General features: G+C 70.7%; 24 protein-coding genes and 1 tRNA gene. 17 read left to right on the plus strand and 8 right to left on the minus strand.

All coding sequences use genetic code 11. The features are described from left to right. Positions 1 to 361 precede the first annotated feature (361 nt). Entirely contained in the window at positions 362 to 1,930 is a 1,569-nt protein-coding gene (locus ACZ5XS_RS30575; protein WP_468656727.1) for an MFS transporter, read from the plus strand. A gap of 20 nt (positions 1,931 to 1,950) precedes the next feature. On the opposite strand, the gene ACZ5XS_RS30580 is transcribed toward ACZ5XS_RS30575, so the two are convergent. The 3 genes from ACZ5XS_RS30580 to ACZ5XS_RS30590 form a co-directional block, all read right to left on the minus strand. Then, a complete protein-coding gene (locus ACZ5XS_RS30580) occupies positions 1,951 to 2,085 on the minus strand; it encodes a hypothetical protein (RefSeq protein WP_468656729.1) in 135 nt (44 codons plus the stop codon). Between the two features lie 98 nt (positions 2,086 to 2,183). Next, positions 2,184 to 2,420 (minus strand): hypothetical protein, encoded by a 237-nt coding sequence (locus ACZ5XS_RS30585; RefSeq protein WP_468656731.1) that lies wholly within the window; start codon positions 2,418 to 2,420, stop codon positions 2,184 to 2,186. A gap of 30 nt (positions 2,421 to 2,450) precedes the next feature. Then, positions 2,451 to 2,603, minus strand: a complete 153-nt coding sequence (locus tag ACZ5XS_RS30590) for a hypothetical protein (protein WP_468656733.1) — start codon at positions 2,601 to 2,603, stop codon at positions 2,451 to 2,453. Between the two features lie 54 nt (positions 2,604 to 2,657). Here ACZ5XS_RS30590 and ACZ5XS_RS30595 point away from each other — a divergent pair, with 54 nt between their 5' ends. The 3 genes from ACZ5XS_RS30595 to ACZ5XS_RS30605 all read left to right on the plus strand — a co-directional run bounded on the left by ACZ5XS_RS30595 (position 2,658) and on the right by ACZ5XS_RS30605 (position 5,465). Next, positions 2,658 to 3,143, plus strand: coding sequence for a GNAT family N-acetyltransferase (locus ACZ5XS_RS30595; RefSeq protein ID WP_468656735.1), 486 nt, complete (start codon positions 2,658 to 2,660; stop codon positions 3,141 to 3,143). A 268-nt stretch (positions 3,144 to 3,411) separates the two neighbouring features. Further along, positions 3,412 to 3,858: a DUF485 domain-containing protein gene (locus ACZ5XS_RS30600; RefSeq protein ID WP_468656737.1), complete on the plus strand. Its 447-nt coding sequence runs from the start codon at positions 3,412 to 3,414 to the stop codon at positions 3,856 to 3,858. Beyond that, positions 3,855 to 5,465 carry a sodium/solute symporter gene (locus ACZ5XS_RS30605; RefSeq protein WP_468656739.1) on the plus strand — a complete coding sequence of 537 codons (1,611 nt, stop codon included), beginning with the start codon at positions 3,855 to 3,857 and terminating at the stop codon, positions 5,463 to 5,465. The genes ACZ5XS_RS30600 and ACZ5XS_RS30605 overlap by 4 nt, the downstream gene beginning before the upstream one ends. Before the next feature lie 151 nt (positions 5,466 to 5,616). Here the strand turns inward: ACZ5XS_RS30605 and ACZ5XS_RS30610 are convergent, their stop codons facing one another. Further along, positions 5,617 to 6,513, minus strand: coding sequence for a cellulose-binding protein (locus ACZ5XS_RS30610; protein ID WP_468656741.1), 897 nt, complete (start codon positions 6,511 to 6,513; stop codon positions 5,617 to 5,619). Positions 6,514 to 6,774: 261 nt separating this feature from the next. Then, the gene (locus ACZ5XS_RS30615) at positions 6,775 to 9,228 is read right to left on the minus strand and encodes an SUKH-4 family immunity protein (RefSeq protein WP_468656907.1); all 2,454 of its coding nucleotides are present in this window, start codon (positions 9,226 to 9,228) and stop codon (positions 6,775 to 6,777) included. Position 9,229: 1 nt separating this feature from the next. Between ACZ5XS_RS30615 and ACZ5XS_RS30620 the strand changes: the two genes are divergently transcribed. Then, the gene (locus ACZ5XS_RS30620; RefSeq protein WP_468656915.1) at positions 9,230 to 9,436 is read left to right on the plus strand and encodes a hypothetical protein; all 207 of its coding nucleotides are present in this window, start codon (positions 9,230 to 9,232) and stop codon (positions 9,434 to 9,436) included. A gap of 166 nt (positions 9,437 to 9,602) precedes the next feature. On the opposite strand, the gene ACZ5XS_RS30625 is transcribed toward ACZ5XS_RS30620, so the two are convergent. Beyond that, positions 9,603 to 10,592, minus strand: coding sequence for an SMI1/KNR4 family protein (locus tag ACZ5XS_RS30625; protein WP_468656743.1), 990 nt, complete (start codon positions 10,590 to 10,592; stop codon positions 9,603 to 9,605). Between the two features lie 297 nt (positions 10,593 to 10,889). On the opposite strand from ACZ5XS_RS30625, the gene ACZ5XS_RS30630 reads away from it, so the two are divergent. Then, the gene (locus ACZ5XS_RS30630; protein WP_468656745.1) at positions 10,890 to 11,486 is read left to right on the plus strand and encodes a YwqJ-related putative deaminase; all 597 of its coding nucleotides are present in this window, start codon (positions 10,890 to 10,892) and stop codon (positions 11,484 to 11,486) included. A gap of 139 nt (positions 11,487 to 11,625) precedes the next feature. Then, positions 11,626 to 12,120, plus strand: a complete 495-nt coding sequence (locus tag ACZ5XS_RS30635) for an SUKH-3 domain-containing protein (protein WP_468656747.1) — start codon at positions 11,626 to 11,628, stop codon at positions 12,118 to 12,120. 18 nt (positions 12,121 to 12,138) lie between these two features. On the opposite strand, the gene ACZ5XS_RS30640 is transcribed toward ACZ5XS_RS30635, so the two are convergent. Beyond that, on the minus strand, positions 12,139 to 13,464 hold the full coding sequence (locus ACZ5XS_RS30640) for a sensor histidine kinase (RefSeq protein WP_468656749.1): 1,326 nt from the start codon (positions 13,462 to 13,464) through the stop codon (positions 12,139 to 12,141). Between the two features lie 161 nt (positions 13,465 to 13,625). Between ACZ5XS_RS30640 and ACZ5XS_RS30645 the strand changes: the two genes are divergently transcribed. The 8 genes from ACZ5XS_RS30645 to ACZ5XS_RS30680 all read left to right on the plus strand — a co-directional run bounded on the left by ACZ5XS_RS30645 (position 13,626) and on the right by ACZ5XS_RS30680 (position 20,164). Next, the gene (locus ACZ5XS_RS30645) at positions 13,626 to 14,504 is read left to right on the plus strand and encodes a hypothetical protein (RefSeq protein ID WP_468656751.1); all 879 of its coding nucleotides are present in this window, start codon (positions 13,626 to 13,628) and stop codon (positions 14,502 to 14,504) included. An 11-nt stretch (positions 14,505 to 14,515) separates the two neighbouring features. After that, positions 14,516 to 14,586: transfer RNA gene (locus ACZ5XS_RS30650), tRNA-Gln, on the plus strand. Positions 14,587 to 14,706: 120 nt separating this feature from the next. Next, positions 14,707 to 16,155 carry a bifunctional UDP-N-acetylglucosamine diphosphorylase/glucosamine-1-phosphate N-acetyltransferase GlmU gene (glmU, locus tag ACZ5XS_RS30655; RefSeq protein ID WP_468656752.1) on the plus strand — a complete coding sequence of 483 codons (1,449 nt, stop codon included), beginning with the start codon at positions 14,707 to 14,709 and terminating at the stop codon, positions 16,153 to 16,155. Positions 16,156 to 16,289: 134 nt separating this feature from the next. Further along, positions 16,290 to 17,270 (plus strand): ribose-phosphate diphosphokinase, encoded by a 981-nt coding sequence (locus tag ACZ5XS_RS30660; protein ID WP_217242425.1) that lies wholly within the window; start codon positions 16,290 to 16,292, stop codon positions 17,268 to 17,270. 212 nt (positions 17,271 to 17,482) lie between these two features. Then, complete coding sequence (locus ACZ5XS_RS30665; protein WP_468656754.1) at positions 17,483 to 18,067, plus strand: 50S ribosomal protein L25/general stress protein Ctc; 585 nt, start codon at positions 17,483 to 17,485, stop codon at positions 18,065 to 18,067. A 70-nt stretch (positions 18,068 to 18,137) separates the two neighbouring features. Next, positions 18,138 to 18,740: an aminoacyl-tRNA hydrolase gene (pth, locus tag ACZ5XS_RS30670; RefSeq protein WP_468656756.1), complete on the plus strand. Its 603-nt coding sequence runs from the start codon at positions 18,138 to 18,140 to the stop codon at positions 18,738 to 18,740. 104 nt (positions 18,741 to 18,844) lie between these two features. Then, a complete protein-coding gene (locus tag ACZ5XS_RS30675; RefSeq protein WP_468656758.1) occupies positions 18,845 to 19,348 on the plus strand; it encodes a hypothetical protein in 504 nt (167 codons plus the stop codon). Between the two features lie 138 nt (positions 19,349 to 19,486). Next, on the plus strand, positions 19,487 to 20,164 hold the full coding sequence (locus tag ACZ5XS_RS30680) for an LPXTG cell wall anchor domain-containing protein (protein WP_468656760.1): 678 nt from the start codon (positions 19,487 to 19,489) through the stop codon (positions 20,162 to 20,164). A gap of 75 nt (positions 20,165 to 20,239) precedes the next feature. On the opposite strand, the gene ppc is transcribed toward ACZ5XS_RS30680, so the two are convergent. Next, positions 20,240 to 22,981 carry a phosphoenolpyruvate carboxylase gene (gene ppc, locus ACZ5XS_RS30685; RefSeq protein ID WP_468656762.1) on the minus strand — a complete coding sequence of 914 codons (2,742 nt, stop codon included), beginning with the start codon at positions 22,979 to 22,981 and terminating at the stop codon, positions 20,240 to 20,242. Positions 22,982 to 23,272: 291 nt separating this feature from the next. Between ppc and ACZ5XS_RS30690 the strand changes: the two genes are divergently transcribed. Then, positions 23,273 to 24,283, plus strand: coding sequence for an acyl-CoA desaturase (locus ACZ5XS_RS30690; RefSeq protein ID WP_468656764.1), 1,011 nt, complete (start codon positions 23,273 to 23,275; stop codon positions 24,281 to 24,283). Continuing rightward, positions 24,280 to 24,957, plus strand: a complete 678-nt coding sequence (locus ACZ5XS_RS30695) for a TetR family transcriptional regulator (RefSeq protein WP_468656766.1) — start codon at positions 24,280 to 24,282, stop codon at positions 24,955 to 24,957. Before ACZ5XS_RS30690 ends, ACZ5XS_RS30695 begins: the two co-directional genes overlap by 4 nt. Positions 24,958 to 24,989: the final 32 nt, after the last annotated feature.

The raw sequence follows: 24,989 nt of genomic DNA on the forward strand, positions 1-24,989 counted from the left end.
GGCCCCGTCTTGTGCGGGGGAAAACCCCACCCCCGGAGGGTCGGTGAACCACACCCGACCGCTCCCCCGCTCCCTTCCTGGCCGCTCACCGCCGCCCCCCGGCCGCTCCCCAGCGGCGTAAAGCCAGGTTAAGGACAGCCCCCGCCCCATCTCCTCCTCCGACGGTACGAACCCTCCCCCAGCCGTAGTACGGAGGTACCCCTAGGGGCAGTCCACCGCCGGGTGGATGCGTTCTCGGGGTCCGCTCCACCCTGCGGCCCAGTCAGGCTCCACCCTCACGCGGCGTCAGGGTCAAGCCCTCCCGCGATGCGCGCCGGGCCTCCTTCGATGCGCGTGGGGCCTCCCGCGATGTCCGCGTCGGATGGGAAGCTGTCCGACGGCAGATAGGTGCACCGGGAAAGGACTTCGCGTGGGCGACCCGCAACCCGCGATACGGCAGGCCGTGCGGCCCACCTCACCCGACCGGCGCGGTGCCGTGGTCGCCGCCCTGATGCTGGCGATGGCACTGGCGGCACTGGACTCCACCATCGTCTCCACCGCCGTACCGCAGATCGTCGGCGACCTCGGCGGTTTCTCGGTCTTCTCCTGGCTGTTCTCCGGCTATCTGCTCGCCGTCACCGTCACTCTCCCCCTCTACGGCAAGCTCTCCGACACCTTCGGCCGCAAGCCGGTGCTGATCGCGGGGGCGGTCCTGTTCCTGCTCGGCTCCCTGCTGTGTGCCGTGGCCTGGAACATGGGCGCGCTGATCGCCTTCCGGATCGTGCAGGGCCTGGGCGGAGGGGCGTTGCAGGGCACGGTCCAGACGCTCGCCGCCGACCTGTACCCCCTCAAGGACCGCCCGAAGATCCAGGCCAGGCTGTCCACGGTCTGGGCGGTGTCCGCGGTCGCGGGACCCGGCGTGGGCGGCGTCCTGGCGGCGTACGCGGACTGGCGGTGGATCTTCCTGGTGAACCTGCCGATCGGCGCGGTCGCCCTGTGGCTGATCGTCCGCCACCTCCACGAGCCGCAGCGGGACGTACGACCTGAGGAGGAGACCCGGGCGGCCACGCGCGCGCGTGTCGACTGGGCGGGCGCGCTCGCGGTGTTCGCGTGCGGCGGCGTCCTGCTCACCGCGCTGGTACAGGGCGGGGTGGCCTGGCCCTGGCTGTCGGCCCCCTCGCTGGCCATGTTCGGTACGGGACTCGCGCTGGTGGCGGTCGTGGTGCTGGTGGAACGCCGGGCGGCCGAGCCGATCATCCCCGGGTGGGTGTGGCGGCGCCGGACGATCGCCGCGGTCAACCTGGCCTTCGGCGCGCTGGGCCTGCTGATGGTGGCGCCGACCGTCTTCCTGCCGACGTACGCCCAGTCCGTCCTCGGCCTGGCGCCGGTGACCGCCGGATTCGTGCTCTCCGTATGGACGTTGAGCTGGCCGGTGTCGGCCGCGCTCAGCCAGCACGTCTACCGGCGCATCGGCTTCCGCAACACCGCGATGCTCGGCATCGGCACGGCCGCGCTGATCCTGTTCACGTTCCCGTTCCTGCCGTACCCGGGCGAGGCGTGGCAGCCGGCGCTGCTGATGCTGCTGCTGGGCTGTGCGCTGGGGCTGTTCCAGCTCCCGCTGCTCGTCGGCGTCCAGTCGACGGTCGACTGGGCGGAACGCGGCACCGCCACGGCCTCCGTCCTCTTCTGCCGCCAGACCGGCCAGACCCTCGGCGCGGCCCTCTTCGGCGCGGTCGCCAACGGCGTACTGGCCGCCCGGCTCGGCGGCGCGAGCGACCTGGACTCCGTGACCCGGGCGCTGGACGCCGGTCCGGCGCCCGAGGCGACCCGGCACGCGATCGCGGACGCGGTGCACGCCGTGTACCTGGGGGCGGCGGGTGCGGCGGCGATCGCCTTCATGGTGCTGCTGGTGCTGGCGCCACGGCGGTTTCCGGTACTGACGGAACAGTGAGCGACGCGGGGGCTGCCGGGTCACGCCTTGTGCGCGTCGGCGATCCGGTCCAGCTCGCGCGTCGCCTCGGCGTGGACGCCCGTCCGGCGCCTCAGGCCGTCGGCCGCGAACAGCGCGACACCGACGAACGGCACCGGGGCGGGCAGCCCGAGCACGGCGAGCGCATACCGATGCTCCGGTTGCGTCTCCGTCCGGCCCGGTCGCGGAAGCCGAGGGCGTCTGCACGAGATCGCGTGGCGGACGAATCCAGCGGTCAGAGGACGAACTCGACGCACACGTACCCGGTGGCGGCGGCCAACGCGAGAGCGTTGACGAGCGACTTGGCCAGTTTGTTCCCGCGATGTCGGAAGAGCACCATCCGCCGGGGTCTGACCAGGTCGTAGAGAACGCGGACCTTGCCGTCCGGGAAGGAAATCGCTCCAGGGGGCCCCGACTTCGGGGAAGGAGACTCGACGGTGACGGCCTGGCCGTCCGCAGTCGTGAAAGCCACGACGGGATAGAAATTCGAGTCGCCGCCCCGCTACCGCTCCTCACGCACGTCGACCACGTCCGCCTCGATCCACCGGCCCCGCGTGTAGAGGCGGTACGTACGCCACGCCGTGACGGCCTGCACCAGGCAGAGAGACCCCGTCACGAGACCGGCGATCCCCCAGAAAACCTGCTCATCCCCCATGCGCCGGAGTTTATAGAGATGCCGGAGAACGCCACGCCCCCCTACCCTGCCCCCATGGTGAAGCTGGAACGACTGCGCCCCGACCACGCGGACGCCCTCCTGTCCTTCGAGCGCACCAACCGCGCCTATTTCGCCCGCTTCATATCGGATCGCGGCGACACGTACTTCGCCGAATTCGCCGCCCGCCTCAAGGCGTTGCTCGCCGAGCAGGAAACGGGTGTCTGCCATTTCCACGTGATCCTGGACGCGGAAGGCGAGCTGATCGGCCGGGTCAACCTCGTGGACGTGACGGAGGACGGCTCGGCCGTGCTGGGCTACCGGGTGGCCGAGTCCGCCGCGGGCCGGGGTGTGGCCACGGCGGCGGTGGCAGCGGTATGCCGCCTGGCCGCGACGACGTACGGGTTGACCTCGCTCACAGCGGGCGCCTCCCTCGACAACCCGGCATCCAGAACCGTCCTGGAACGCAACGGCTTCACCGCCGAGGGCGAGACCACGGCGGGCGGCCGCCCCGGCATCGCCTACCGGCTCGCACACCTCTGACACCTCGCACCTCTCGGCCACGGACCGGGCTTTGCCCGCACGCCGCCCACGAGAACCGCACCCGCTTCCGTCTCAGCCTCGCCCTGAATCCCCCACCGCCTCCTTCAAAAATCGGAGTTAATCCGGGTAACACCCCAGGTCAGCGGAGTAAGCGCGTACCGACCAATCAGTTTGGCCAAACCCTCGCGTCCACGCCTACCTACGAGTAGCGTGCGTGGCTCCGCTCAGCCCACCCCCCAAACTCCTGAGCCGCGCAAGGAGCACCGGGATGTCCTACGACCCGTCACCGTCGTACCCGTATCAGCACCCACCACACGACGCGTCACCGTCGTACGCCACCTATCCGTGGCAACCACCCCTCCCGCCCGAACCGGCCGGACAGCGGGCCCGGCGGCATGCCGCCCTCGGGCACCACAGCGACCTGCGGATCCTGCGCAGCGCCTACCGCTGGCAGCGGCGTACCGCCACGATCACCGCGCTCGGATACTTCACGCACTTCCTGATCCTGTCGGCGTTCGCACCGGGCTTCATGACGAGCACGGTCGCCGACGGACTGCCCACCGGACTGCTGCTCGCCCTGATCCAACTGCCCGTCACCTGGCTGGCGGTCGGCCTGTACGAGCACACGGCCCGCCGGTACGTCGATCCGATCGCGGACCGCATCCGCAAGGAGTCCGAAGTGAACGCCAAGCGGGAGGGGGCGGCGCTGCGATGACGGGATTCACCGATTCCGCGCAGGCGATGTCCCTGGTGGCGTTCTCGACCGTCGCCACCATCACGCTCCTGCTGTGCGTGATGACCGGGCCCGACCGGGACGACCTCGACGAGTTCTACACCGGCTACAGCTCCCTGTCCCCGATGCGCAACGGCCTCGCGATCGCGGGTGACTACATCTCCGCCGCGACCGTGCTCGGCACGGGTGGCGTGATCGCGCTGTACGGGTACGACGGCGTCGTCCTCGCCCTCAGTACGGCGCTGTCGCTGATGCTGCTGATGTTCCTGCTGGCCGAACCCCTGCGCAACGCGGGACGCTTCACCATGGGAGACGCGCTGGCGCGGCGGATGCCGGGGCGGGGTGCCCGGATGGCCGCGTGTGTGGTGACCATCGCCGCGCTGCTGCCGCTGATGCTGGTCCAGTTGGCCGGGACCGGCCAACTCCTCGCCTTCATCCTCGGCTTCTCCGGCGACTCGCTGAAGACCGGCTGCATCATCGGGCTGGGCGCCATGATGATCAGCTACGCGGCGATCGGCGGCATGAAGGGCACCGCCCTCATCCAGATCATGAAGATCGTGATGCTGCTCGGGTCGGGCGCGGTGGTCTCCGTACTGGTCATGAACAAGTTCGGCTGGGACCCGGGCGCGCTGTTCGACACGGCGGCGGAGCAGAGCGGCGTGGGGTCCACCTTCCTGCAGTCGGGGCTGCAGTTCGCGGGCAGTCCGCATCCCGGCCTCGACATGATCAGCGCCCAGCTGGCCGTGGTCCTCGGCGGCGGCTGCCTGCCGCACATCACCATGCGCATGTACACCGCCTCCAGCGCCCGTCAGGTACGCCGTTCGATGTCCTGGGCGGTGTCCTCGGTGGTGCTGTTCGTCCTGGTCATCACGGTCGTCGGGTTCGGCGCGACGGCGCTGATCGGCCGGGCGGCGATCGCGCAGGCGGACCCGCAGGGCAACACGGCGTACCTGCTGGCCTCCCGGGCGGCGTTCGGCGCGGACGTCTCCACGGCGGAGACGCTGCTCTTCACCACCGTCACCACGGCGATCTTCCTCACCCTGCTCGCCTCGGTCGCCGGCATGATCCTCGCCTGCGCCAACTCCCTCGCCCACGACGTGTTCGCGGCCCGCGTGCACGAGATGTCCGAGCGCCGCGAAATGATGCTGGCGCGGCTGTCGGCCCTGGCGGTCGGCGTGGCGGCGATCGTGCTGGCCACGCTCGTCCAACACCGCAGCCTGCAGCCCCTGGTGACCCTGTCCTTCTGCATCGGCGCCTCCGCCATCGCCCCCGCCCTCGTCTACAGCCTCTTCTGGCGCCGCTACACCCGGACCGGCCTGCTCTGCACGCTCATCGGCGGCACGCTGGTGGTGCTGGTGCTGATGCCGGGCACGAATCTGGTCTCCGGTTCCCCCGCCTCCGCCTTCCCCGAGGCCGACTTCAACTGGTTTCCGTTCACGACGACGGGCCTGGTGTCGATCCCGGCGGGCTTCGCCCTCGGGTGGCTGGGGACGGTCGCTTCGGGAAGGGGGAAGGCGGAGGAGCACAGGAGGCAGTACGAAGCGGTGGAGGGCTGGATTCTGGCCGGGGCGGTGCGGAAGGAGAGCTGACGACCGTGAGGGGCGCCCGCTCAGCGCTCAGCGCGGGGCGCCCCTTCACCCGCCCGCCGCCCCCGCCCGCTCATCGCAGCCTTCCGCCACTCCCCTGCTGCCCCCCGTCACTTCATCGCCGCTCCCGCCACTGGCTCCCTGCCCGCCCACGTCACTCCGTCGCCGCCTGCCCCGTAAGCGCCGTCAGACTGTTCCGTACGTGATCCATCTGCGCCCGCACGTCGTCCCACCGCTCCCCGTGCTCCCGCAGCACCCGCTCCGTCTCCCTGGCGATCCGCTCCTCCCGCGCCCGCGCCTCCGCGACCACCTCGGCCGCCCGCGCCTGCGCCTCCTCCTGCCGCTGCCGCGCCGACGCCTCCGCGTCGGCGAACGCCTGCTTCGCCTCCGACAGGACGGCCTCGGCCCGTGCCACCAGCTCGGCGGTGCGCGCGTCCAGCGCGGCCGCCCGCTCCTCCGCCTCCCGCTCCGCCTCCGCCCAACGCCCGGCAAGCTCCTTGGCCTGCTCGTCGAGCATCGCGGTGGTGCGCTGCCGTACCTCGCGCAACGCCGCAAGGGCCTCCCCGCGGCCCTCCTTCACCTCGCGCCGGGCACCGACGCGGATGTCGTCGGCCTCGGCGCGCGCCGCGAGCAGGCGCTGCCGGGCGCATTCGTCGGCCTCGGCCCGTACGGTGTCGGCGTGCGCCTGCGCGGCCTCGCGCACGGCGTCCGCGTACTCCCGCGCCTCCGTCACAAGGCGCTGCGCCTCCTGCCGCGCGCCCTCCCGTACGGCGCCGGCCTCCTCCTGGCCGAGCTCGAAGAGCCGCCGCGCACGCTCCCCGAGCGCCTCGTACGTCTGCGGAGCCAGCTCCGCCACGGTCTCCCGCAGCAGCGCCGCCTCCGTCTCCATCTCCCTGGCGAGGACGGTGAGACGGGCGGCGCGCTCCCAGGCGGCGTCACGGTCCCGGGAGAGGGCGCCGGCGTACGCGTCGACCTGTTCGGGACGGTAGCCGCGCCCCCGTACAGCCATGACAGCCATGAATCCATGTGGCGCGACCGAAGCGCTGCTCATCCTGGAACCCCTCTCCGCCGAACGGACCCGAACCGACACGAACGGATGCGACATGATGATTTCGCGGCCATCTTGATATATCGGACGGAAGTGTTCATAACGCGACACTCCGCGCGAGCGTCACGTTCCCAGGCCCCGAGTCCCTCCGGCTCCGTCCTCCCCGCTCCCCGCTCAGCCCGCGCACGCGTGAGGGCCGGACCCGATCACACGACCGGGTCCGGCCCTCACCGCGCGGAGCGCGTCTCGCTCAGCCGGGGCGCCTCACAGCAGCCCGTCCCACATCTGCTCCAGCAGCACCGACCACCAGCTCTCCGGCGAACCGAGCGCCGCCGGATCGAGCGCGGCGAGCTGGGCCTGGAAGTCGACGGTCCAGCGTCCCGCCTGCTCCTGGTTCAGCCCGAACCGGAGCCGCCACATCCGGCCGAGCAGCGCCAGGCACCGCTGGAACTCGGGCAGCCCCGTGTTCACGAACTGCGGCGGTACGGGCGCACCGCCCGGCCCCGCCTCCACGGGCACCGCCACGATGTTCGCCGTGCCGTACTGCACGCAGACCGCCCGGCCGAAGTCGCTGCCCATGACGAGGTACGAGCCCGCGTCCGAGGCCGGCTGCACCCCGCGCTCGGCCGCCAGCTCCGCCAGCGTCGGCACCGGCCGCCCCGGCTGGGCCTGCGCCCAGAAGAACGGACCCATGTCCATCGGCAGCCCCGCGACCACCAGCGAGTGCGCCACGACCGGCGGCACGCCCTGCCGGGACACGGCGGCCTGCTCGAACCGGAACACCCCCGGCCCGAACGCGCCCGCCACCTCCTGCGCCACACCCTCCGGCGGAATCGGCGGCGCGGGCTGCACCTGCGGCAACGGCGCCCGGATCGGGGCCGGGCGGGCGGGCCCGTCGGCGACCTGGTGCAACTCGCCCTGGTGCTCTATGAGTTGCTGCATGCCCTGCTGCCGGCTCGCGTGATCCGTGCCGTACGGGGCGATGCTCGCGATCCTCGCCTGCGGCCACTGCTCCCGGATCATCCGCGCGCAGTACGCACCCGGCAGCTCACAGGACTCCAACTCCGTGTGCAGCTCCAGCACCTGGTCCGGCGGCACGTTCATCGCCCGCAGCTCGTGGAAGATCTGCCACTCCGGATGCGGGGTCCCCGGCGCCGAACGCCGGATCAGCTGCTGCTCGGAACCGTCCTGCGCGCGGTACCGCAGGACGGCCTGATAGCCGGGCCCGACGGTCGGCTGCCCCTGCTGCTGCGGATAGCCGTACGCCGCCGGCTGCCCCGGCACGGGCTGCCCGGGCGGCGGCATCGCACCGGGCGGCGGCATGCCACCAGGCGGCCGCATCGCACCGGGAGGCGGCATCGCACCGGGAGGCATCGGCTGCGGGGCGCCAGGAACTGCGCCGGGCGCGCCGGGGGCAGGCGGAGGCGGCGGCGGAGGCACGCCGGGTCCGCCCACCGGGGGCCCGGCCAACATGGTCTCCGCGTGGTGCACGGCACCTCGCGCACCGCCGGATGAGCCCTGCGCACCGGGTGCACCGGGGGCGCCAGGCGGCTGAGGCGCGCGAGGCATGCCCGGCGCGCCAGGGGGCTGAGGCGCGCCAGGAGCGCCGGGCGCCCCAGGAGCTCCCGGAGGCTGCGGCGCAGGCCCGCCAGGACCCGTCCGCCCCGGATCGGCAAACATCGTCGCGGCATGGTGGACCTCGCCCGGAGGCGTACCGCCGGGCGGGTTCGGAGCACCGGGCGGGTTCGGCGCCCCCGGAGCCTGCGGAGCTCCCGGCCCGCCGGCAGGTCCCTGAGGACCGTCGGGGCCGAGCGCCGACACCATCTGCGTCGGCACGTACCCGCCCGCCGGCGCACCCGGCGCACCCGGCCCGGTCGGCGCGGGCGGACCACCCGGACGCGCGCCCGGCGTCCCCGGGGCACCCGGCGGAGGCGGCGGGTTGGCCCCGGCGCGGCGCGGCGGAGGCGCCGCCTTGCTCGTCGCGGCGTCGGCGATGTCCCCGGCGTTCGGCGCGAGCGACCGCCCGCCCGGAGCACCGGCGCCGGCGGCGGGAGGCTGGGCAGCCCCGGCGCCACCCCCGGTCCCCTGCGGATAGCCGTACGACGACGGCGCACCCGGCGCAGGCGGAGGCGTCGCCCCGGGAGGCACACCCGGTCCGCCCCCAGCCTGCGGGTAGCCGTACGACGACGGCGCGGGCGGCGGAGGCGGCGTCCCCGGAGGCACGCCCGGCCCACCCGGCCCACCCCCAGCCTGCGGATACCCGTACGACGACCGCGCACCCGGACCGGTCGGCCCACCCGGAGCACCGGCCCCCGGCGGGCCGCCCTGCGCACCCGGCGCGTTCGGATCGTCGACCGCCGGCGCGAACGCCGTCGGCGGAAGCCCGCTGCCGCCCGAGATCAGCGCCGTCTTGGCGTCCGGCGACGCGTCCTCGTCGTCGGCGCCGCTCAACGGCGGCGCGAACACGGTCGCGGGCAACGGCACCGAACGGTCCTCACCGCCGTCCCCGTTGGTGTCGGTCCCGGCCCAGGGCGTCGCCCCGGCGGGCACACCGGAAGGTCCACCCTGCGTCTGAGGAAGCGCCTCACCGCCCCGGGACGCACCACCGGCACCGGCCCCCGCGGAAGCGGCGGCCGGACCGGAAGCGGGCTCCGCACCGGAACCGGAACCCCCGGCACCCCCGGAAGCCGCAGCACCCCGCCGGTCCGGAATCCCCAACTTGTCCGCCGCCTCCTGCAACCACTCCGGCGGAGTCAGCAAGAACGACGTCTGGTTCAAATCGACCCGGGCCGCGGGAGCCGGCACCGCATCCGCGACGGCATCCGCACGGCCGTACTCCTCCTCGTACCGGCGGATCACCTCACCCACCGCCAGCGAGGGCCACAGCGTGGCCTCCCCGCTGTCCCGGGCGATGACCAGCCGCTGAGCGCCGCCGTCCGAACGCGGCCCGTCCGCACGGTCCTCGGCCCACACCACGAACCCGAGGTCGAACTCCCGTACCCGCACCTCACGATGCTGGTACGGCGGCACATCCCCGTTGATCCACTCTTCGGCGCGCTCCTGCGCCTGCGCAAACGTCACCATCGTCCAGCTCACTCCCCCACCGACGAGACGGGAACAGACCGCGCGAACCCGCCGTCCACCATCAGGTTCGCCACCGTCTCCAACTCCGGCGGATTGCCCGCCAGCCGCGACAAGAACGCGTCGAAGTCGTCACCGCACGGCAGCAGCAACCTCTCCACCCGCTCCGCCGGCGGCAACGAAGGATCCACGTCCCGGGCGTCGTCGTACGCGCAGAACCACACCGAACCGGCCCGCTCGCCCTTCACCCTCACCGCCAGCAAGCCGCCCTGCACGAAACCGACCGCCAGATAGTCCTTGGTCAGATGGTCACGCAGGCACTTGTTGACGTACACGAGGTCGTTGACCGCCGCCTCGTCCCGCACCGTGAAGAACGGCTGGTCGATCAGCAGACCCAACTCGGCGTCCAGCGCCGCGCCCACCGGCGCACACCCGCCCGCCGCCTTCAAAAACGACCGGTACGCGCCCGGCAGCCGGTACCCGAGGTCCTCCTCGACGCCCAGCACCTGCGACTCCGTCACCGCCACACCCGACTTCGGCAGCCCGAAGTGCGCGGGACGCGTCTCCTGAAGCGGCCGCGTCCCCCTCTTGTTCTGGTCCACCGCCGCCGTCGCGATACCGCCGTGATGCCGCAGCAGCGCCTTCACGTCGACCGGCACCAGCTCCAGCCGCCGCGAGCTCGCCGCGTGATGCCACGTCCAGCCGTGCGGCGTCGCCACCGCGGGCACCGTGTCCCACAACTCGTGCCCCGTGGCCGCCAGGGCCGCGTTCGCCGACACGTAGTCCGTCAGCCGCAACTCGTCGACCCCGAAACCCTCCGGCGGATCGGCGATCTCCGCGACCGCACGCGCGTAGGGCGAGAAGTCGGGGTAGCCGTGCTCGTCCACCCGTACCCCTCTCGGGTGACGGGCCGCCCGAACCGGATCCGGGAAATGCACGACCTGCCCGGCGTAGGCCGCGTTCGGCGGCGCGGCTTGCTGCCCGAGCCGACCTGTCGTCATGGCGGTTGCCCCCTGCGGCACTCTGGTACGACCCGTAACGACCACCATCGGCCACTACGCCCCGTAACGACTGTCTCGTCCGTCTCCACGCGTCGACCGCGCGGATCGCGGTGCCGACAGCCTATGCGGTACGACAAGACCGGTCACCGGGCACCGGTCAGCACCCCTCCGCTTCCGTGACCAGCCGTCACCCCGCCGTGACAGCCCGCCCAAACCCGGGCGTGTCGCACCGCCCCAGCTTCCGCAGCAGCCACGGCATTTGGCACTCTGTGTCGTCCGGGGGATGCTCGTGAGGGGATGACGATCATGAACGCGACACAGACGGGACCACACCCAGGACCGCGACCAGGCACGTCCGGCGACCACCGGACCGCCCGGCACACAGGTCCGCACGCAGGCCCGCACAACGGCACGTCCGGCGATCCCCGCATCGGCTGGAGCAGCACCGACACCCCACACGCCCCCACCCTGCGCCACCGCCGCGACGGCATACTCCCCACCGTCGCCGCCGCACTCTCCGTACGCGGCGCCACCCTCACCGGCACCGCCGCCCGTGGCGACCAGCCCCCCGCCCTGCACCCCCTGGTCCAGGACTTCCTCGACAGCCTCCCCAGCGACCGGCGCGACCGCTTCACCGGCCGCTGCGCCGAAACCCTGCTGATCTCCCGCCACATCGCCGCCATCGACGCCGCCCGCAGCAAACGCGCGGCCCGCAGACCGATGACCAACGGCGAGGCCCGCAGAGCCCTCAAACAGGCCAAACTCACCGCCAGACGCATCCGCGAGGACGGCGACCCCCTGCACGGCAGCTTCGCCGCCCCCTGCCGAGCCTGCGCCGCCCTCAGCGCCCACTTCGGCGTCCGCGTCGTCGACTCGACGACGACCGGCGACTGAGTCGATCAGGCACGCCCCCACGTACATCACCGGGACGTCAACCACCGGACAGACGTCACCCGGTGGACACCACGGGACGTACCCGACTCCCGACAGCCCGACAGCCGCGACCTCGACGATCTCGACGAACCAAGGGAAGATGCACCCCGACCGCACCTCCACCACACGCTTCCCCGTACCCGTCGACGCCGCCCTGCGCGCCGCCGGCTGGCAACCCGGACGCTGGGACATAAAGCAGGCCGAAATCTGGGCCGACGCCCTGCGGGAACACGCCTCACCCGCCGGACACCGGCACGCCGTGTTCCCCGCCGCCGTCGAGGCCTGGGCCGAATTCGGCGGCCTCCACCTCACACCCACCGGCCCCGGCCGCCAGATCGCCCCCGCCGGACTGCACCTCGACCCGCTGCACGGCCTCCACATGGCCCGCACCCTCGCCGACCTCGGCCGCGCCCTCGACACCGAGGTCTGCCCCCTCGGCGCCGAAACCGACACCCAGGCCATCCTCGCCATCGACACCGACGGCCGCGTCTACGCCCTCGACCACACCGGCGACTGGTACCTCGGCCCCGACCTCGACCAGGCCCTCGCCACCCTCGTCTCCGGCATCGAACCGACCCGCCTCACGGCAGGCTGAGACACCCGGCCAACCGCACTACCCGGCCGGAATCACCGCCGACACCCGAAAACCCCCCGCATCCGTCGGCCCCGACACGAACACCCCGCCCAGCCCCACGACCCGCTCCCGCATCCCCACCAGACCGTTGCCCCCGGACGGCAACCGCGCCGACGACGCCGACGTCAGCTCCGGCGGCGGCTCGTTCTCCACCTGCATCGCGATCTCCGACACCCGATGCGCGAGCCGCACGTGCGTCTTCGCCCCCGCCGCATGCTTGTGGACGTTCGTCAGCGCTTCCTGCACCACCCGGAACGCCGTCTGCTCGATGTCCGAGGCATACAGCCGCGTCTCCCCCTCCACCGACAGCTCGACCACCATCCCCGCGGCCGCCGACTGCCCCACCAGCACATCCAGATCGGACAACGAGGGCCCGGGCCCGTCGCCCGCACCCTCGTCCTCGGCGACCCGGGAAGCCGCCACCGCAGCGGCCGCCCCCACTGCCGCCAACGGCACCTCGTCGCGCCGCGCGGCGGCCGCCCGGCCGTCCCCGGTCCGCAACACCCCGAGCATCTCCCGCAACTCGGTCAACGCCTGCCGCCCCATGTCCCCCACAAGCGCGGCATTCTTCACAGCCTTCTCGGGGTCCTTCCGAGCAACGGCCTGCAGCGCGGCAGCATGCACGACCATCAGGCTCACCCGGTGCGCCACGACATCGTGCATCTCCCGCGCGATCCGCGTCCGCTCCTCGTTCCGCGCCCACTCGGCCCGCTCCTCGGCCCGCTCGGCCAGCAACTGCAGCTCCCGTTCCAAACTGTCCGCCCGCTCCCGCAAGCTCTCCATCAGCCGCCGCCGCGCCCCCACATACATCCCGAACAGCAGCGGCGGCGCGGTCAGCCCCAACGACGCGGTGATCGCAGCGAACGGGAGGAACCAGTCCCCCAGCGTCAGATCCCCCCGCACCATGTCCTGCCGGACCCGCACGAACGTCACGATCAACGTCCCCACCAGCTGCATCCCCGCCAGCGAACCGATGATCCGCCTCGGCAACTCGGACGCCGCCAGCGTGTACAGGCCGACGATGCCCATCAGGAAGCCCATCTGGGCGGGCGTGATCGCGATCGACACCAGCACGACAGCGATCGGCCACCGCCGCCGCAACACCAGCACCGAACCGGCCAACAGTCCGAACACGATCCCCGCGGCATCCGGAATCCCCGCGTCCCGCGCGAACGGAACCCCCTCCACTCCACACTCCACCGCGGACGCCACGGCCAGACCCACGTCCAGCACCGCACTGCGCCACCTGGCCCACCACCACGGCCCTCCCAAGGCCGTGGTGTGTTCTTCCCCCGTCGTGGTCATGCCTCCCAGCCTACGGGCGCCGGGGGCCCCTTTTCCGGTGAGTTTCCGTGACTGGCCTACACCACATGCCGTGATCGGACGAGAACGAAACCGACCGATATCCCTCGAACTGTTGAATCACTCACCGTTCGACCCCGGAAGATCGAATTCCACCCGACGGTATGCCCACGGCACATCCACACAGCACATCCACGGACTTCGAGGGACTCCGGGAGCAGGCGCTCACGCTGCGACGGGCCGGCCTCAGCCGACGCCAGATCCGCGACCGCCTGCACGTCCACAACAACGACATCCTCAACCGCCTCCTGGAAGGCGAACCGCCCCCGGAGTGGACGAAGCGCCCGAACGCGAAGGACGACCTCCGGGAAAAGGCGCGCGAGCTGCGCCCGCAGGGCTGGACGTACGACCAGATCCAGGTGGAGCTGGGGTGCTCCAAGAGTTCGATCTCGTTGTGGGTACGGGATCTGCCGAAGCCCGAGCGAAAACGGACCCCGGAGGAGGCCTCGGCAATCGCCAGGAAGGGCTGGGAAGCAACTCTGCATAGACGCGAAGAAGAGCGACAAGAGACCAAGCAAGCTGCGGCCACCGCCATCGGTGAGCTGTCCGACCGTGATCTGTTCATCGCAGGGGTCGCCCTCTATTGGGCCGAGGGCACCAAGGACAAGTCCTACGCCCGGCGTGAGCGCGTCATCTTCGTCAATAGCGACCCGAACATGATCAAGCTCTTCCTGGCCTGGCTCGATTTGCTCGAAGTAGAACGAGAACGCCTCAGGTACCACGTCATGATCCACGAGTCGGCTGACGTGGAATCAGCCGAGGCGTTTTGGGCGGACCTGGTCCAGGCGGACCGCAGCACCTTCGGCAAGACGGTCCTCAAGCGGCACAACCCGAAGACGGTGCGCAAGAACACTGGAGACGACTACCGCGGCTGCCTTGCAGTCACCGTGCGCCGCAGCGCAGAGCTGTACCGTCGCATCGAGGGCTCTTGGTACGGCATAGTGTTGTCTGTGCGCGAAGCCGATCAACAAAATCGGACATAGCGCACCAATAATCCCGGATCGTCTAAAGGTAGGACAAACGGTTTTGGTCCGTTGAATGAGGGTTCGAGTCCTTCTCCGGGAGCCCCTCTCGAAACTGGGCCCTGACAGCACTGTCAGGGCCCACTCTCATGTCCCCCACGAAACGCCCCGGTATCCTGCGGATGTCCGACCCCCCACCCATCCAAAGCCGAAGGGCAACCCCGTGAGCGCCATTCGCCCGGCAGCCGTCGTCGTTCTCGCAGCGGGTGAGGGCACCCGTATGAAGTCGGCCACACCCAAGGTTCTGCACGAGATCTGTGGCCGGTCCCTCGTGGGCCACGTGCTCGCCGCCGCGCGTGAGTTGCAGCCGGAGAACCTTGTCGTGGTCGTGGGCCACGCCCGTGAGAAGGTCACCGCGCATCTGACGGAGACCGACGCCGAGGTGCGCACCGCGGTGCAGGCGCAGCAGAACGGTACGGGGCATGCCGTTCGGATGGCGTTGGAGGAGCTGGGCGGGCCGGTCGAGGGGACCGTGGTCGTCGTGTGCGGGGATACTCCTTTGCTCACCGGTGCGACCTTGCGGCAGCTCGCCGCCACGCACTCCGCCGACGGCAACGCGGTGACCGTGCTGACGGCCGAGGTGCCGGACGCGACCGGTTACGGGCGGATCGTGCGGGACGACGCCTCCGGGGCCGTCACGGCGATCGTCGAGCACAAGGACGCCACCGACTCGCAGCGGGCGATCCGGGAGATCAACTCGGGGGTGTTCGCGTTCGACGGGCAGCTTCTCGCGGACGCGCTGGGGAAGGTCCGTACGGACAACTCGCAGGGTGAGGAGTATCTGACCGATGTTCTCGGGATCCTGCGGGAGGCGGGGCATCGCGTGGGTGCCTCGGTCGCCGGTGATCACCGGGAGATCGCCGGGATCAACAACCGGGTGCAGTTGTCCGAGGCGCGGCGGATTCTGAACGACCGGCTGCTGACCGGCGCGATGCTGGCCGGCGTGAGCGTCGTCGATCCGGCCACGACCTGGGTGGATGTCACGGTCACCTTCGAGCAGGACGCGATCGTGCATCCGGGGACGCAGCTGCAGGGCTCGACGCACCTGGGTGAGGGTGCCGAGGTGGGGCCCAACAGCCGTCTGCGGGACACGCGGGTGGGTGCGGGGGCGCGGGTGGACAACACGGTCGCGGACGGGGCGGAGGTCGGTCCGCAGGCGACCGTGGGGCCCTACGCCTATCTGCGGCCCGGTACGCGGCTCGGCGCGAAGTCGAAGGTCGGTACGTACGTGGAGACGAAGAACTCCTCCATCGGGGAGGGGACGAAGGTCCCGCATCTCTCGTATGTCGGTGACGCGACGATCGGTGACCACACCAACATCGGTGCGGCGAGCGTGTTCGTGAACTACGACGGGCAGGACAAGCACCACACGACCGTGGGGTCGCACTGCCGTACCGGTTCGGACAACATGTTTGTGGCGCCTGTCACGGTCGGGGACGGTGCGTACACCGCCGCCGGGTCCGTGATCACGAAGGACGTGCCGCCCGGTTCACTGGCCGTGGCCCGCGGTCAGCAGCGGAATATCGAGGGTTGGGTGGCCCGTAAGCGTCCGGGGAGCGCGGCTGCGAAGGCGGCCGAGGCGGCCTCCCGGCAGGGTGAGAGCGAAGGCTGACCGGAAACGGGTGCGTCGGACACGGCGTACCGTGATACGTGCATACCCGCACGCCCCACCAGCCGAGACGGCCTCTCGCAGCCAGCGGAGAAGCTATCGGTACCCAGTTGAAACACCTCTGAGGAGACTGTGCTGTGACCGGGATCAAGACGACCGGCGAGAAGAAGATGATGTTCTTCTCCGGCCGCGCCCACCCCGAGCTTGCCGAGGAGGTCGCCCAGCAGCTGGGTGTCGGGGTTGTCCCGACGAAGGCCTTCGACTTCGCGAACGGCGAGATCTATGTGCGCTATCAGGAGTCGGCTCGCGGTGCGGACTGCTTTCTGATCCAGAGCCACACGGCTCCGATCAACAAGTGGATCATGGAGCAGTTGATCATGATCGACGCGCTGAAGCGCGCGTCGGCCCGCTCCATCACCGTCATCGTGCCGTTCTACGGTTACGCGCGGCAGGACAAGAAGCACCGCGGGCGTGAACCGATCTCGGCGCGTCTGATCGCGGACATGATGAAGACGGCCGGTGCTCACCGCATCCTGACCGTGGATCTGCACACGGATCAGATCCAGGGCTTCTTCGACGGGCCGGTGGATCATCTGTTCGCCCTGCCGCTCCTCGCGGACTATGTGGGCAAGAAGGTCGACAAGGGCAAGCTGACGGTCGTGTCCCCGGACGCAGGCCGGGTGCGGGTCGCCGACCGCTGGTGTGACCGGCTGGGCGCTCCGCTGGCCATCGTGCACAAGCGGCGCGACAAGGACGTGGCGAACCAGGTGACCGTCCACGAGGTGGTGGGTGAGGTCAAGGGCCGGGTGTGTGTGCTGGTCGACGACATGATCGACACCGGTGGCACGATCTGCGCGGCCGCGGACGCGCTGTTCGCGCACGGTGCGGAGGACGTCATCGTGACGGCGACGCACGGTGTGCTGTCGGGTCCGGCGGCGGACCGGCTGAAGAACTCGCGGGTGAGCGAGTTCATCTTCACGGACACGCTGCCGACGCCGGGTGAGCTGGGTGCGGACCTGGACAAGATCAAGGTGCTGTCGATCGCGCCGACGATCGCGAGCGCGGTACGTGAGGTGTTCGAGGACGGTTCGGTGACGAGCCTGTTCGACGAGCAGTAAGGGTTCCCCGGGCTCGTTCCCGGTTTCTCGTCGAAGATCCTTTTGGGTGCGGCCTCCCTCTCTGAGTAGACTGCTGAAGTTGCTCGGCGAGGGAGGCCGTTCTCCGTTTTCTACGACGGTGGATCGGCTGTCCGTTATCGACGCGCTCTTCGTAGCAGGCCGATTGTTTGGCCGGGTGACCACCTTCCCCGACTGTTCTACGAGGAGTGACCATGGCTGACGTCAAGCTCGCCGCCGAGACCCGTACCGAGTTCGGCAAGGGTGCGGCCCGCCGTATCCGCCGTGACAGCAAGGTTCCCGCCGTTGTCTACGGTCACGGTGCCGAGCCGGCCCACATCACGCTGCCGGGCCACGAGCTGCAGCTCGCCCTGCGCACCCCGAACGTCCTGCTCACGCTGGACATCGAGGGCAAGACCCAGCTGGCGATCCCGAAGGCCGTGCAGCGCGACGCGATCAAGGGCTTCCTCGAGCACGTCGACCTGCTTCTGGTGACGCGCGGCGAGAAGGTCAACGTCGAGGTCTACGTCCACACCGAGGGCGAGCTCGCGCCGGGCGCCTACCTGCTCGAGCACGTGCTGAGCACGCTGAACGTCGAGGCCGAGGCCACGCACATCCCGGAGTCGGTCACCGTCTCCATCGCGGGCCTGGAGGCCGGCGACTCCATCCTCGCCAAGGACATCCCGCTGCCCGAGGGCACCACGCTGGTGACCGACGAGGACGCGGTCGTCCTCCAGATCCTGGCCGCCCAGGCCGAGGAGGCCCCGGCGGAGGGCGAGGCCGAGGCCACCGAGGCCTGATCCTCCCCGGAATACCGGCTGCCGGCCGCCGCTCCCCTCGGGGGCGGCGGTCGGCGCGTATCAAGGAGACATGCACGTGACGACCGATGCAGGCGCCCCTTGGCTGATCGTCGGGCTGGGTAATCCCGGGCCCGAGTACGCCGCCAACCGGCACAACGTCGGCTTCATGGTCGCCGATCTGCTCGCGGAGCGGATCGGGGGCCGGTTCAAGCGGGCCGGGAAGGCGCAGGCGCAGGTCCTGGAGGGGCGGATCGGGCCGCCCGGGCCGGCGAACCGGCGGGTGGTGCTGGCCAAGCCGATGTCGTTCATGAACCTGTCGGGCGGGCCGGTGAACGCGCTCAGGGACTTCTACAAGGTGCCGGTGGCGAACATCGTGGCCGTCCATGACGAGCTGGACATCGACTACGGGGTGCTGAGGCTGAAGCTCGGTGGCGGGGACAACGGGCACAACGGTCTGAAGTCGATGACGAAGGTGATGGGTGCGGACTATCACCGGGTGCGGTTCGGGATCGGGCGGCCTCCGGGGCGTATGCCGGTCGCGGACTTCGTGCTGAAGGACTTCTCGTCGGCGGAGCGCAAGGAGCTGGGCTACTTCGTGGACCGGGCGGCGGACGCGGTGGAGTGTCTGGTGATCGACGGACTGGAGCGGGCGCAGGGGACGTACAACTCCTGAGGCGACGGCGGGCCTGGGAGAAGGGCTGGGGAAAGGTACGTACAACTGCCGACTTTTCCGGGCCCGGTGCCCGCCGAAGTTGACCGGCCGCAGTGTCATGGCCAATGATCCCCGCCATGCCTGCCACTGCCACCACCTCCCGTCAGGCCTCCGTGACCGCGCTGCGGTTCGGGCGGCTCGTGGCGATGGGTACGGTCGCGGCGCTGATCCTGATCGCCGGTGTGTGGGCGTCCTGGGGGACGGCCCAGCACGTGATGCTCACCAAGGGGCGGGAGCGCGGCACGGTCGAGGTGACGCGGTGCGGCGAGGACACCTGTACGGGGCCGTACACGCCGGCGTCGGTGGGGTCGGCCGCCCGCGGGAGCGTGGTCATCGAGCACACGGTCGCCGTGCGCAAGGGACGGACGTACTCCGTGGTGGTGAAGCCGGGCAGCGACGACGTGGTGCGCTCCGGTCCCGCCGGGATCCTCTACTCGTGGGTGCCGATGGGTGGCGCGCTGCTGCTCGCCTCGGTCGTGGTGGCCGGCGGGCTGCGGCGGACGCGCGTCGCGTGGGTGATGGCGGGGGCGGGGATCGCGCTGCTGACGGCCGCGTTCGTGACGGTCTAAGGGGTTTCGCCGTTGTCAGGTCGTGTGGAGGAACCGAGTGTTGCCTGTTCGTGATTGACCTGGTCACGGCAGGGGCTGGAAGCTGAGCCGCCCCCTCCACATCTTCCCGCTCACATCTCGAAGATGGACTACTGCCCCATGCGTATCCTCCCTCGCGCCGGCGTCCTGTCCGCCGTCGTCGCGGCGGCCTTCCTGGCCGCTCCCCTCGCCCATGCCACCCCTTCCGGCGACAACGGCACCGTGAAGATCCACGACGCCACCACCGGCGAGGAGCTCCGCAAGAACGAGCCCCACGTCTGCACCTTCTATCTCGACGCCTTCGGCTTCGACGCCGTCCAGGAGGTCGACTGGCACATCGAGGCGTGGGCCCCGACGGCCGTCAAGGGCGAGACGGTGAAGTCCGGCGAGATCACCCTGGACGCCGACGGCCACGGCCGTACGGACGACCTGTCCCTGCCCGACGGCCACTACAAGCTGTTCTGGAACTTCGAGGGCGAGAACGGCGCCGCCAAGCACAAGGTGTTCTGGACGGACTGCGAGGACGAGGGGGACGGCGGCGGCGGTTCGACGCCGTCCGGCTCTGCCTCGCCGAGTTCGTCGGCGGGCGAGTCGGCCGACCCGTCCGCGTCGCCGGGCCCGGGATCCTCCGCCGGTGAGTCGGCGGGCCCGTCGGCCTCCTCCTCCCCGTCCGGCCAGGGCACCGGCGGCGATCTCGCCGAGACCGGCTCGGGCGCCCCGGTCGGCCTGCTGTCCGGCCTCGCGGCCGCGCTGGTCGCGGGGGGCGGTTACCTGGTGTTGCGTCGCCGTAAGGCCTGATCGCACATATGAAGGTGCCCCCGGCCTCGGGTACGAGGCCGGGGGCACCTTTGTGTCCTGTGTCCGGGAGGGCCGTCAGCCGGTGTTGCGCAGGCCCGCCGCCACGCCGTTGACCGTCAGCAGCAGCGCCCGGGACAGCAGCGGGTCGGGCTGCTCGCCCGCGGCCGCCGCGTCGCGCTGCCGCTTGAGGAGGGTGACCTGGAGGTAGGAGATCGGGTCCAGGTAGGCGTCGCGGATGCTGAAGGTCTGCTTCAGCACCGGGGTGGCGTCGAGCAGTTCCTTCTCCCCGGTCACCTTCAGCACCTCGCGCACGGTCAGTTCGTGCTCGGCCCTGATGGTCTCGAAGACGTGCTTGAGGTCGTCCGGGACGAGGGTGTCGACGTAGTGGGCGGCGATCCTGAGGTCCGTCTTGGCGAGGGTCATCTCGACGTTGGAGACGAAGTTGCGGAAGAAGTGCCACTGCTCGTGCATCTCGTCGAGCACGGTGTCCAGGCCCGCCTCGCGCAGGGCCTTGAGGCCGGAGCCGACGCCGAACCAGCCGGGCACGATCTGCCGGGACTGGGTCCAGCCGAACACCCACGGGATGGCGCGCAGGCCGTCGAGGGAGACGCCCGAGCCGGGGCGGCGGGAGGGCCGCGAGCCGAGGTGCAGGTCGGCGAGCTGGTCCACCGGCGTCGACGCGAGGAAGTACGTCGGCAGGTCCGGGTCCTCGACGAGCCTGCGGTACGCGGCGTGCGCGGCATCGGAGACGACGTCCATCGCGGCGTCCCAGCGGGCCAGCGCCTCGTCGGACTGGCGGGGGGCGGTGTGCAGGGCGGAGGCCTGGAGGGTGGCCGCGACGGTCAGCTCCAGGTTCTCCCTCGCCAGGGACGGCACGAGGTACTTGTCGGAGATGACCTCGCCCTGCTCGGTCACCTTGATCTCGCCCTCCAGGGTGCCCCAGGGCTGGGCGAGGATCGCGTCGTGCGAGGGGCCGCCACCGCGGCCGACGGTGCCGCCGCGGCCGTGGAAGAGGCGCAGGCGCACGCCGTACCGGTGCGCCACGTCACGCAGGCGCCGCTGGGCGCGGTGGATCTCCCACTGCGAGGTCGTGATGCCGCCGAACTTCGAGGAGTCGGAGTAGCCGAGCATGACCTCCTGGACGTCGCCCCGCAGCGCGACCAGGCGCCGGTAGGACGGGTCGGAGAGCATGTCCTCGAGGATCGTGTCGGCGGCCTTGAGCTCGTCGGTGGTCTCCAGCAGCGGCACGATGCCGATCCTGGCCCAGCCGGCGTGCAGGTCGAGCAGGCCGGCCTCGCGGGCCAGCACCGCCGCCGCGAACACGTCGTCGGCGCCCTGGGTCATCGAGATGATGTACGACTCGATGACCTCGGGTCCGAAGACCTCCAGGGCCCGCTTCACGGTCTGGAAGACACCGAGGGTCTTCTCGCCGGCGGCGTCCACGGGCGCCGGGGTGGGCCCGAGCGGACGGCGGGAGCGCAGCTCCTTGGCGAGCAGCTTGGCCCGGTACTCGCGGGGCATGTCGGCGTACCGCCAGGACTCCTCGCCGAGCCGGTCGAAGAGCTGGCCGAGGGCGTGGTGGTGGGCGTCCGCGTGTTCGCGTACGTCCATGGTGGCGAGCTGGAGGCCGAACGCGCCGAGGGTGCGGATCGTACGGTCCATGCGGCCGTCGGCGAAGAGGCCGCCGCGGTGTTGCCTGAGGGAGCTCTGGATCAGGGTGAGGTCGTGCAGCAGCTCGGCGGTGCCGAGGTAGTCGCGGCCCTCCTCGTGCGGGATGCCCTTGGCCAGGCGGGTCTTGGTGTTCTCCAGCTTCTGCCGGATGCAGGTGGCCTTGAGGCGGTAGGGCTCCTCGGCGTTGAGGCGCTTGTAGCGGGGGCTGATCTCCGGGAGGCGTTCCAGGTCGGTGCCGAGGGAGTCGAGGAGTTCGTCGGTGGCGCCGGTGTAGCGGATGGAGTTGGAGAGGAAGCCCCGGAGCTCGTCGATCATGTCCAGGGCGTCGTTGATGCCGTGCTCGTGCTGGAGGATCAGGACGTCCCAGGTGACCTGCGGCGTGACGTTCGGGTTGCCGTCGCGGTCGCCGCCGATCCAGGTGCCGAAGGTGAGGGGCCGGGTGTTGTCGGGCAGCTTGACGCCGACCCGCTCCAGCTCGGCCGTCAGGTCCTCCAGGACGTCACCGACCGCGCCGGCGTGCAGCTCGTCCAGGTAGTAGATGGCGTTGCGGGCCTCGTCGGCGGGCTCCGGGCGTACGACGCGCAGCTCGTCGGTCTGCCACACCAGGTCGATGTTCTCGGCCAGGCGGGTGTCGTAGCGGCGGCGGTCGGCCTCGATGACCGGGGTCTCCAGGAGCGCGGCGATCCGCCGCAGCTTGTTGAGGACGGAGCGGCGGGCGGCCTCGGTGGGGTGCGCGGTGAACACCGGGCGGACGTTCAGGTTGGCGACCGACTGGCGCAGGTGCTCGGGGTCGGCGTCCTTGAGGCGGTCGGCCGTACGGGCCAGGAGGCTGCCCTCGGCGGCGCGCTTGGCGCGCAGTTCCCGGCCGCGGTGGACCTGCTCGGTGACGTTGGCCAGGTGGAAATAGGTGGAGAAGGCACGGACCAGCTTGGCCGCGGTCTGCAGTTCTGTGCCACGCAGCAGCTCGGCGGCGGCTTCGCCGTCCTCACGGGTGAGGCGGCGGACCTTCTCCACCAGTTCGAGCAGCTCGGGACCCTCCTGTCGGACAAGGGTCTCGCCGAGGAGGTCACCCAGGCGCCTGATGTCGGCGCGCAGCTCGCTGCTGGTCGACGTGGTGCTTCTAGTCAGGTCGTCGGCACTGCTCACAGGTGCGGCTCCTTGCAGTGTTGAAGCTCGTGCGAGAGGGGAACCCGGATGGCGGTCAGGCGGCTGCTGCCGCATACGGACCGGACCATCCGGGAAGAAAATCAGAGCGGACCGCGCTGTCCGACCGACCCAAGGATAGGTGTCCATGCGGAGGCGCAGAATGTCGGGCTCTTGCCGTAGGGCGGCCCGCTGCCATACTTACGACGCCGTAGGTTACGGAACCGTAGGAAGCACCGCACGGTTCTCGCTGCCCGGCACCAGCCTCAGTCCAAGACCCCACAGGGGACACGCATGACCTCAAGCTCCGACGTGATCGAAGGCTCTTCGAAGCCGGCCGACGAGACTCCCGCGCCCTCCGCCACCCTGGGTGGCGAGCAGAAGCGCTCGATCGAGCAGATCACCTTGCTGCTCTTCATCACCGTCCCGTTTCTCGCGCTGCTGGCGGCCGTGCCTCTGGCCTGGGGCTGGGGCGTGAGCTGGCTGGACCTCGGCCTGCTGGTCTTCTTCTACTACCTGGGGTGCCACGGCATCACGATCGGTTTCCACCGCTACTTCACCCACGGTTCCTTCAAGGCGAAGAGGCCCCTGCGGATCGCGCTGGCGATCATGGGCTCGATGGCCGTCGAGGGACCGTTGGTGCGTTGGGTGGCCGACCACCGCAAGCACCACAAGTTCTCCGACGCCGAGGGCGACCCGCATTCGCCGTGGCGCTTCGGGGAGACGCTCCCGGCACTGATGAAGGGCCTGTGGTGGGCGCACATCGGCTGGATGTTCGACGAGGAGCAGACGCCGCAGGACAAGTACGCGCCGGACCTGATCAAGGACAAGGCGATCCGGACGATCTCCCGGCAGTTCATCATGTGGACGCTCCTCTCGCTGGCCCTGCCCGCGGTGATCGGCGGTCTGGTGACGATGTCCTGGTGGGGCGCGTTCACCGGCTTCTTCTGGGGTTCGCTGGTCCGGGTGGCCCTGCTGCACCACGTCACCTGGTCGATCAACTCGATCTGCCACGCGGTGGGCAAGCGGCCGTTCAAGTCGCGTGACCGCTCGGGCAACGTGTGGTGGCTGGCGGTCCTGTCGTGCGGTGAGTCCTGGCACAACCTGCACCACGCCGACCCGACGTCGGCACGGCACGGGGTGGAGCGGGGCCAGCTGGACTCCTCGGCGCGGTTCATCCGCTGGTTCGAGATGCTCGGCTGGGCCTATGACGTGCGCTGGCCGTCACGCTCGCGTATCGATTCCCGCCGGAACACGGGTGAGGACGGTTCCCGACGCGAGAGGGAGACGGCTGAGGCGGCATGATTGACGCCGTGGCGACCGACTCCAGCAGCACCCCGAGCAATGAGAAGCCGCGGCGTGCGCGTCGCACCCGGATGACCGGTGCGGAGCGTCGCCAGCAGCTGCTGGAGATCGGTCGCACCCTCTTCGCCTCGAAGGGTTTCGAGGGCACGTCGGTGGAGGAGATCGCGGCGAAGGCCGGGGTGTCCAAGCCGGTGGTGTACGAGCACTTCGGCGGCAAGGAGGGGCTGTACGCGGTGGTGGTCGACCGTGAGATGCGGCGCCTGCTGGACATGGTGACCAGCTCGTTGACGGCCGGTCATCCGCGTGAGCTGTGCGAGCAGGCGGCTTTCGCGCTCCTGGACTACATCGAGGAGTACACGGACGGTTTCCGGATCCTGGTCCGTGACTCCCCCATCCCCCAGTCGACGGGTTCCTTCGCGTCCCTGATCTCGGACATCGCCACCCAGGTGGAGGACATCCTCGGCCGCGAGTTCAAGAACCGCGGCTTCGACTCCAAGCTGGCCCCGCTGTACGCGCAGGCGCTGGTCGGCATGGTCGCGCTGACCGGCCAGTGGTGGCTGGACGTCCGCCGCCCGAAGAAGGCGGAGGTGGCCGCCCATCTCGTGAACCTGGCGTGGCACGGGCTGGACGGGCTGGAGGCGAAGCCGCACTTGATAGGGCGCCGGAAGAGCTGACGCGGTCACTCTTTGTGATGATGCCCGCGGAT

This window comes from Streptomyces sp. NPDC033131 (assembly GCF_055578365.1).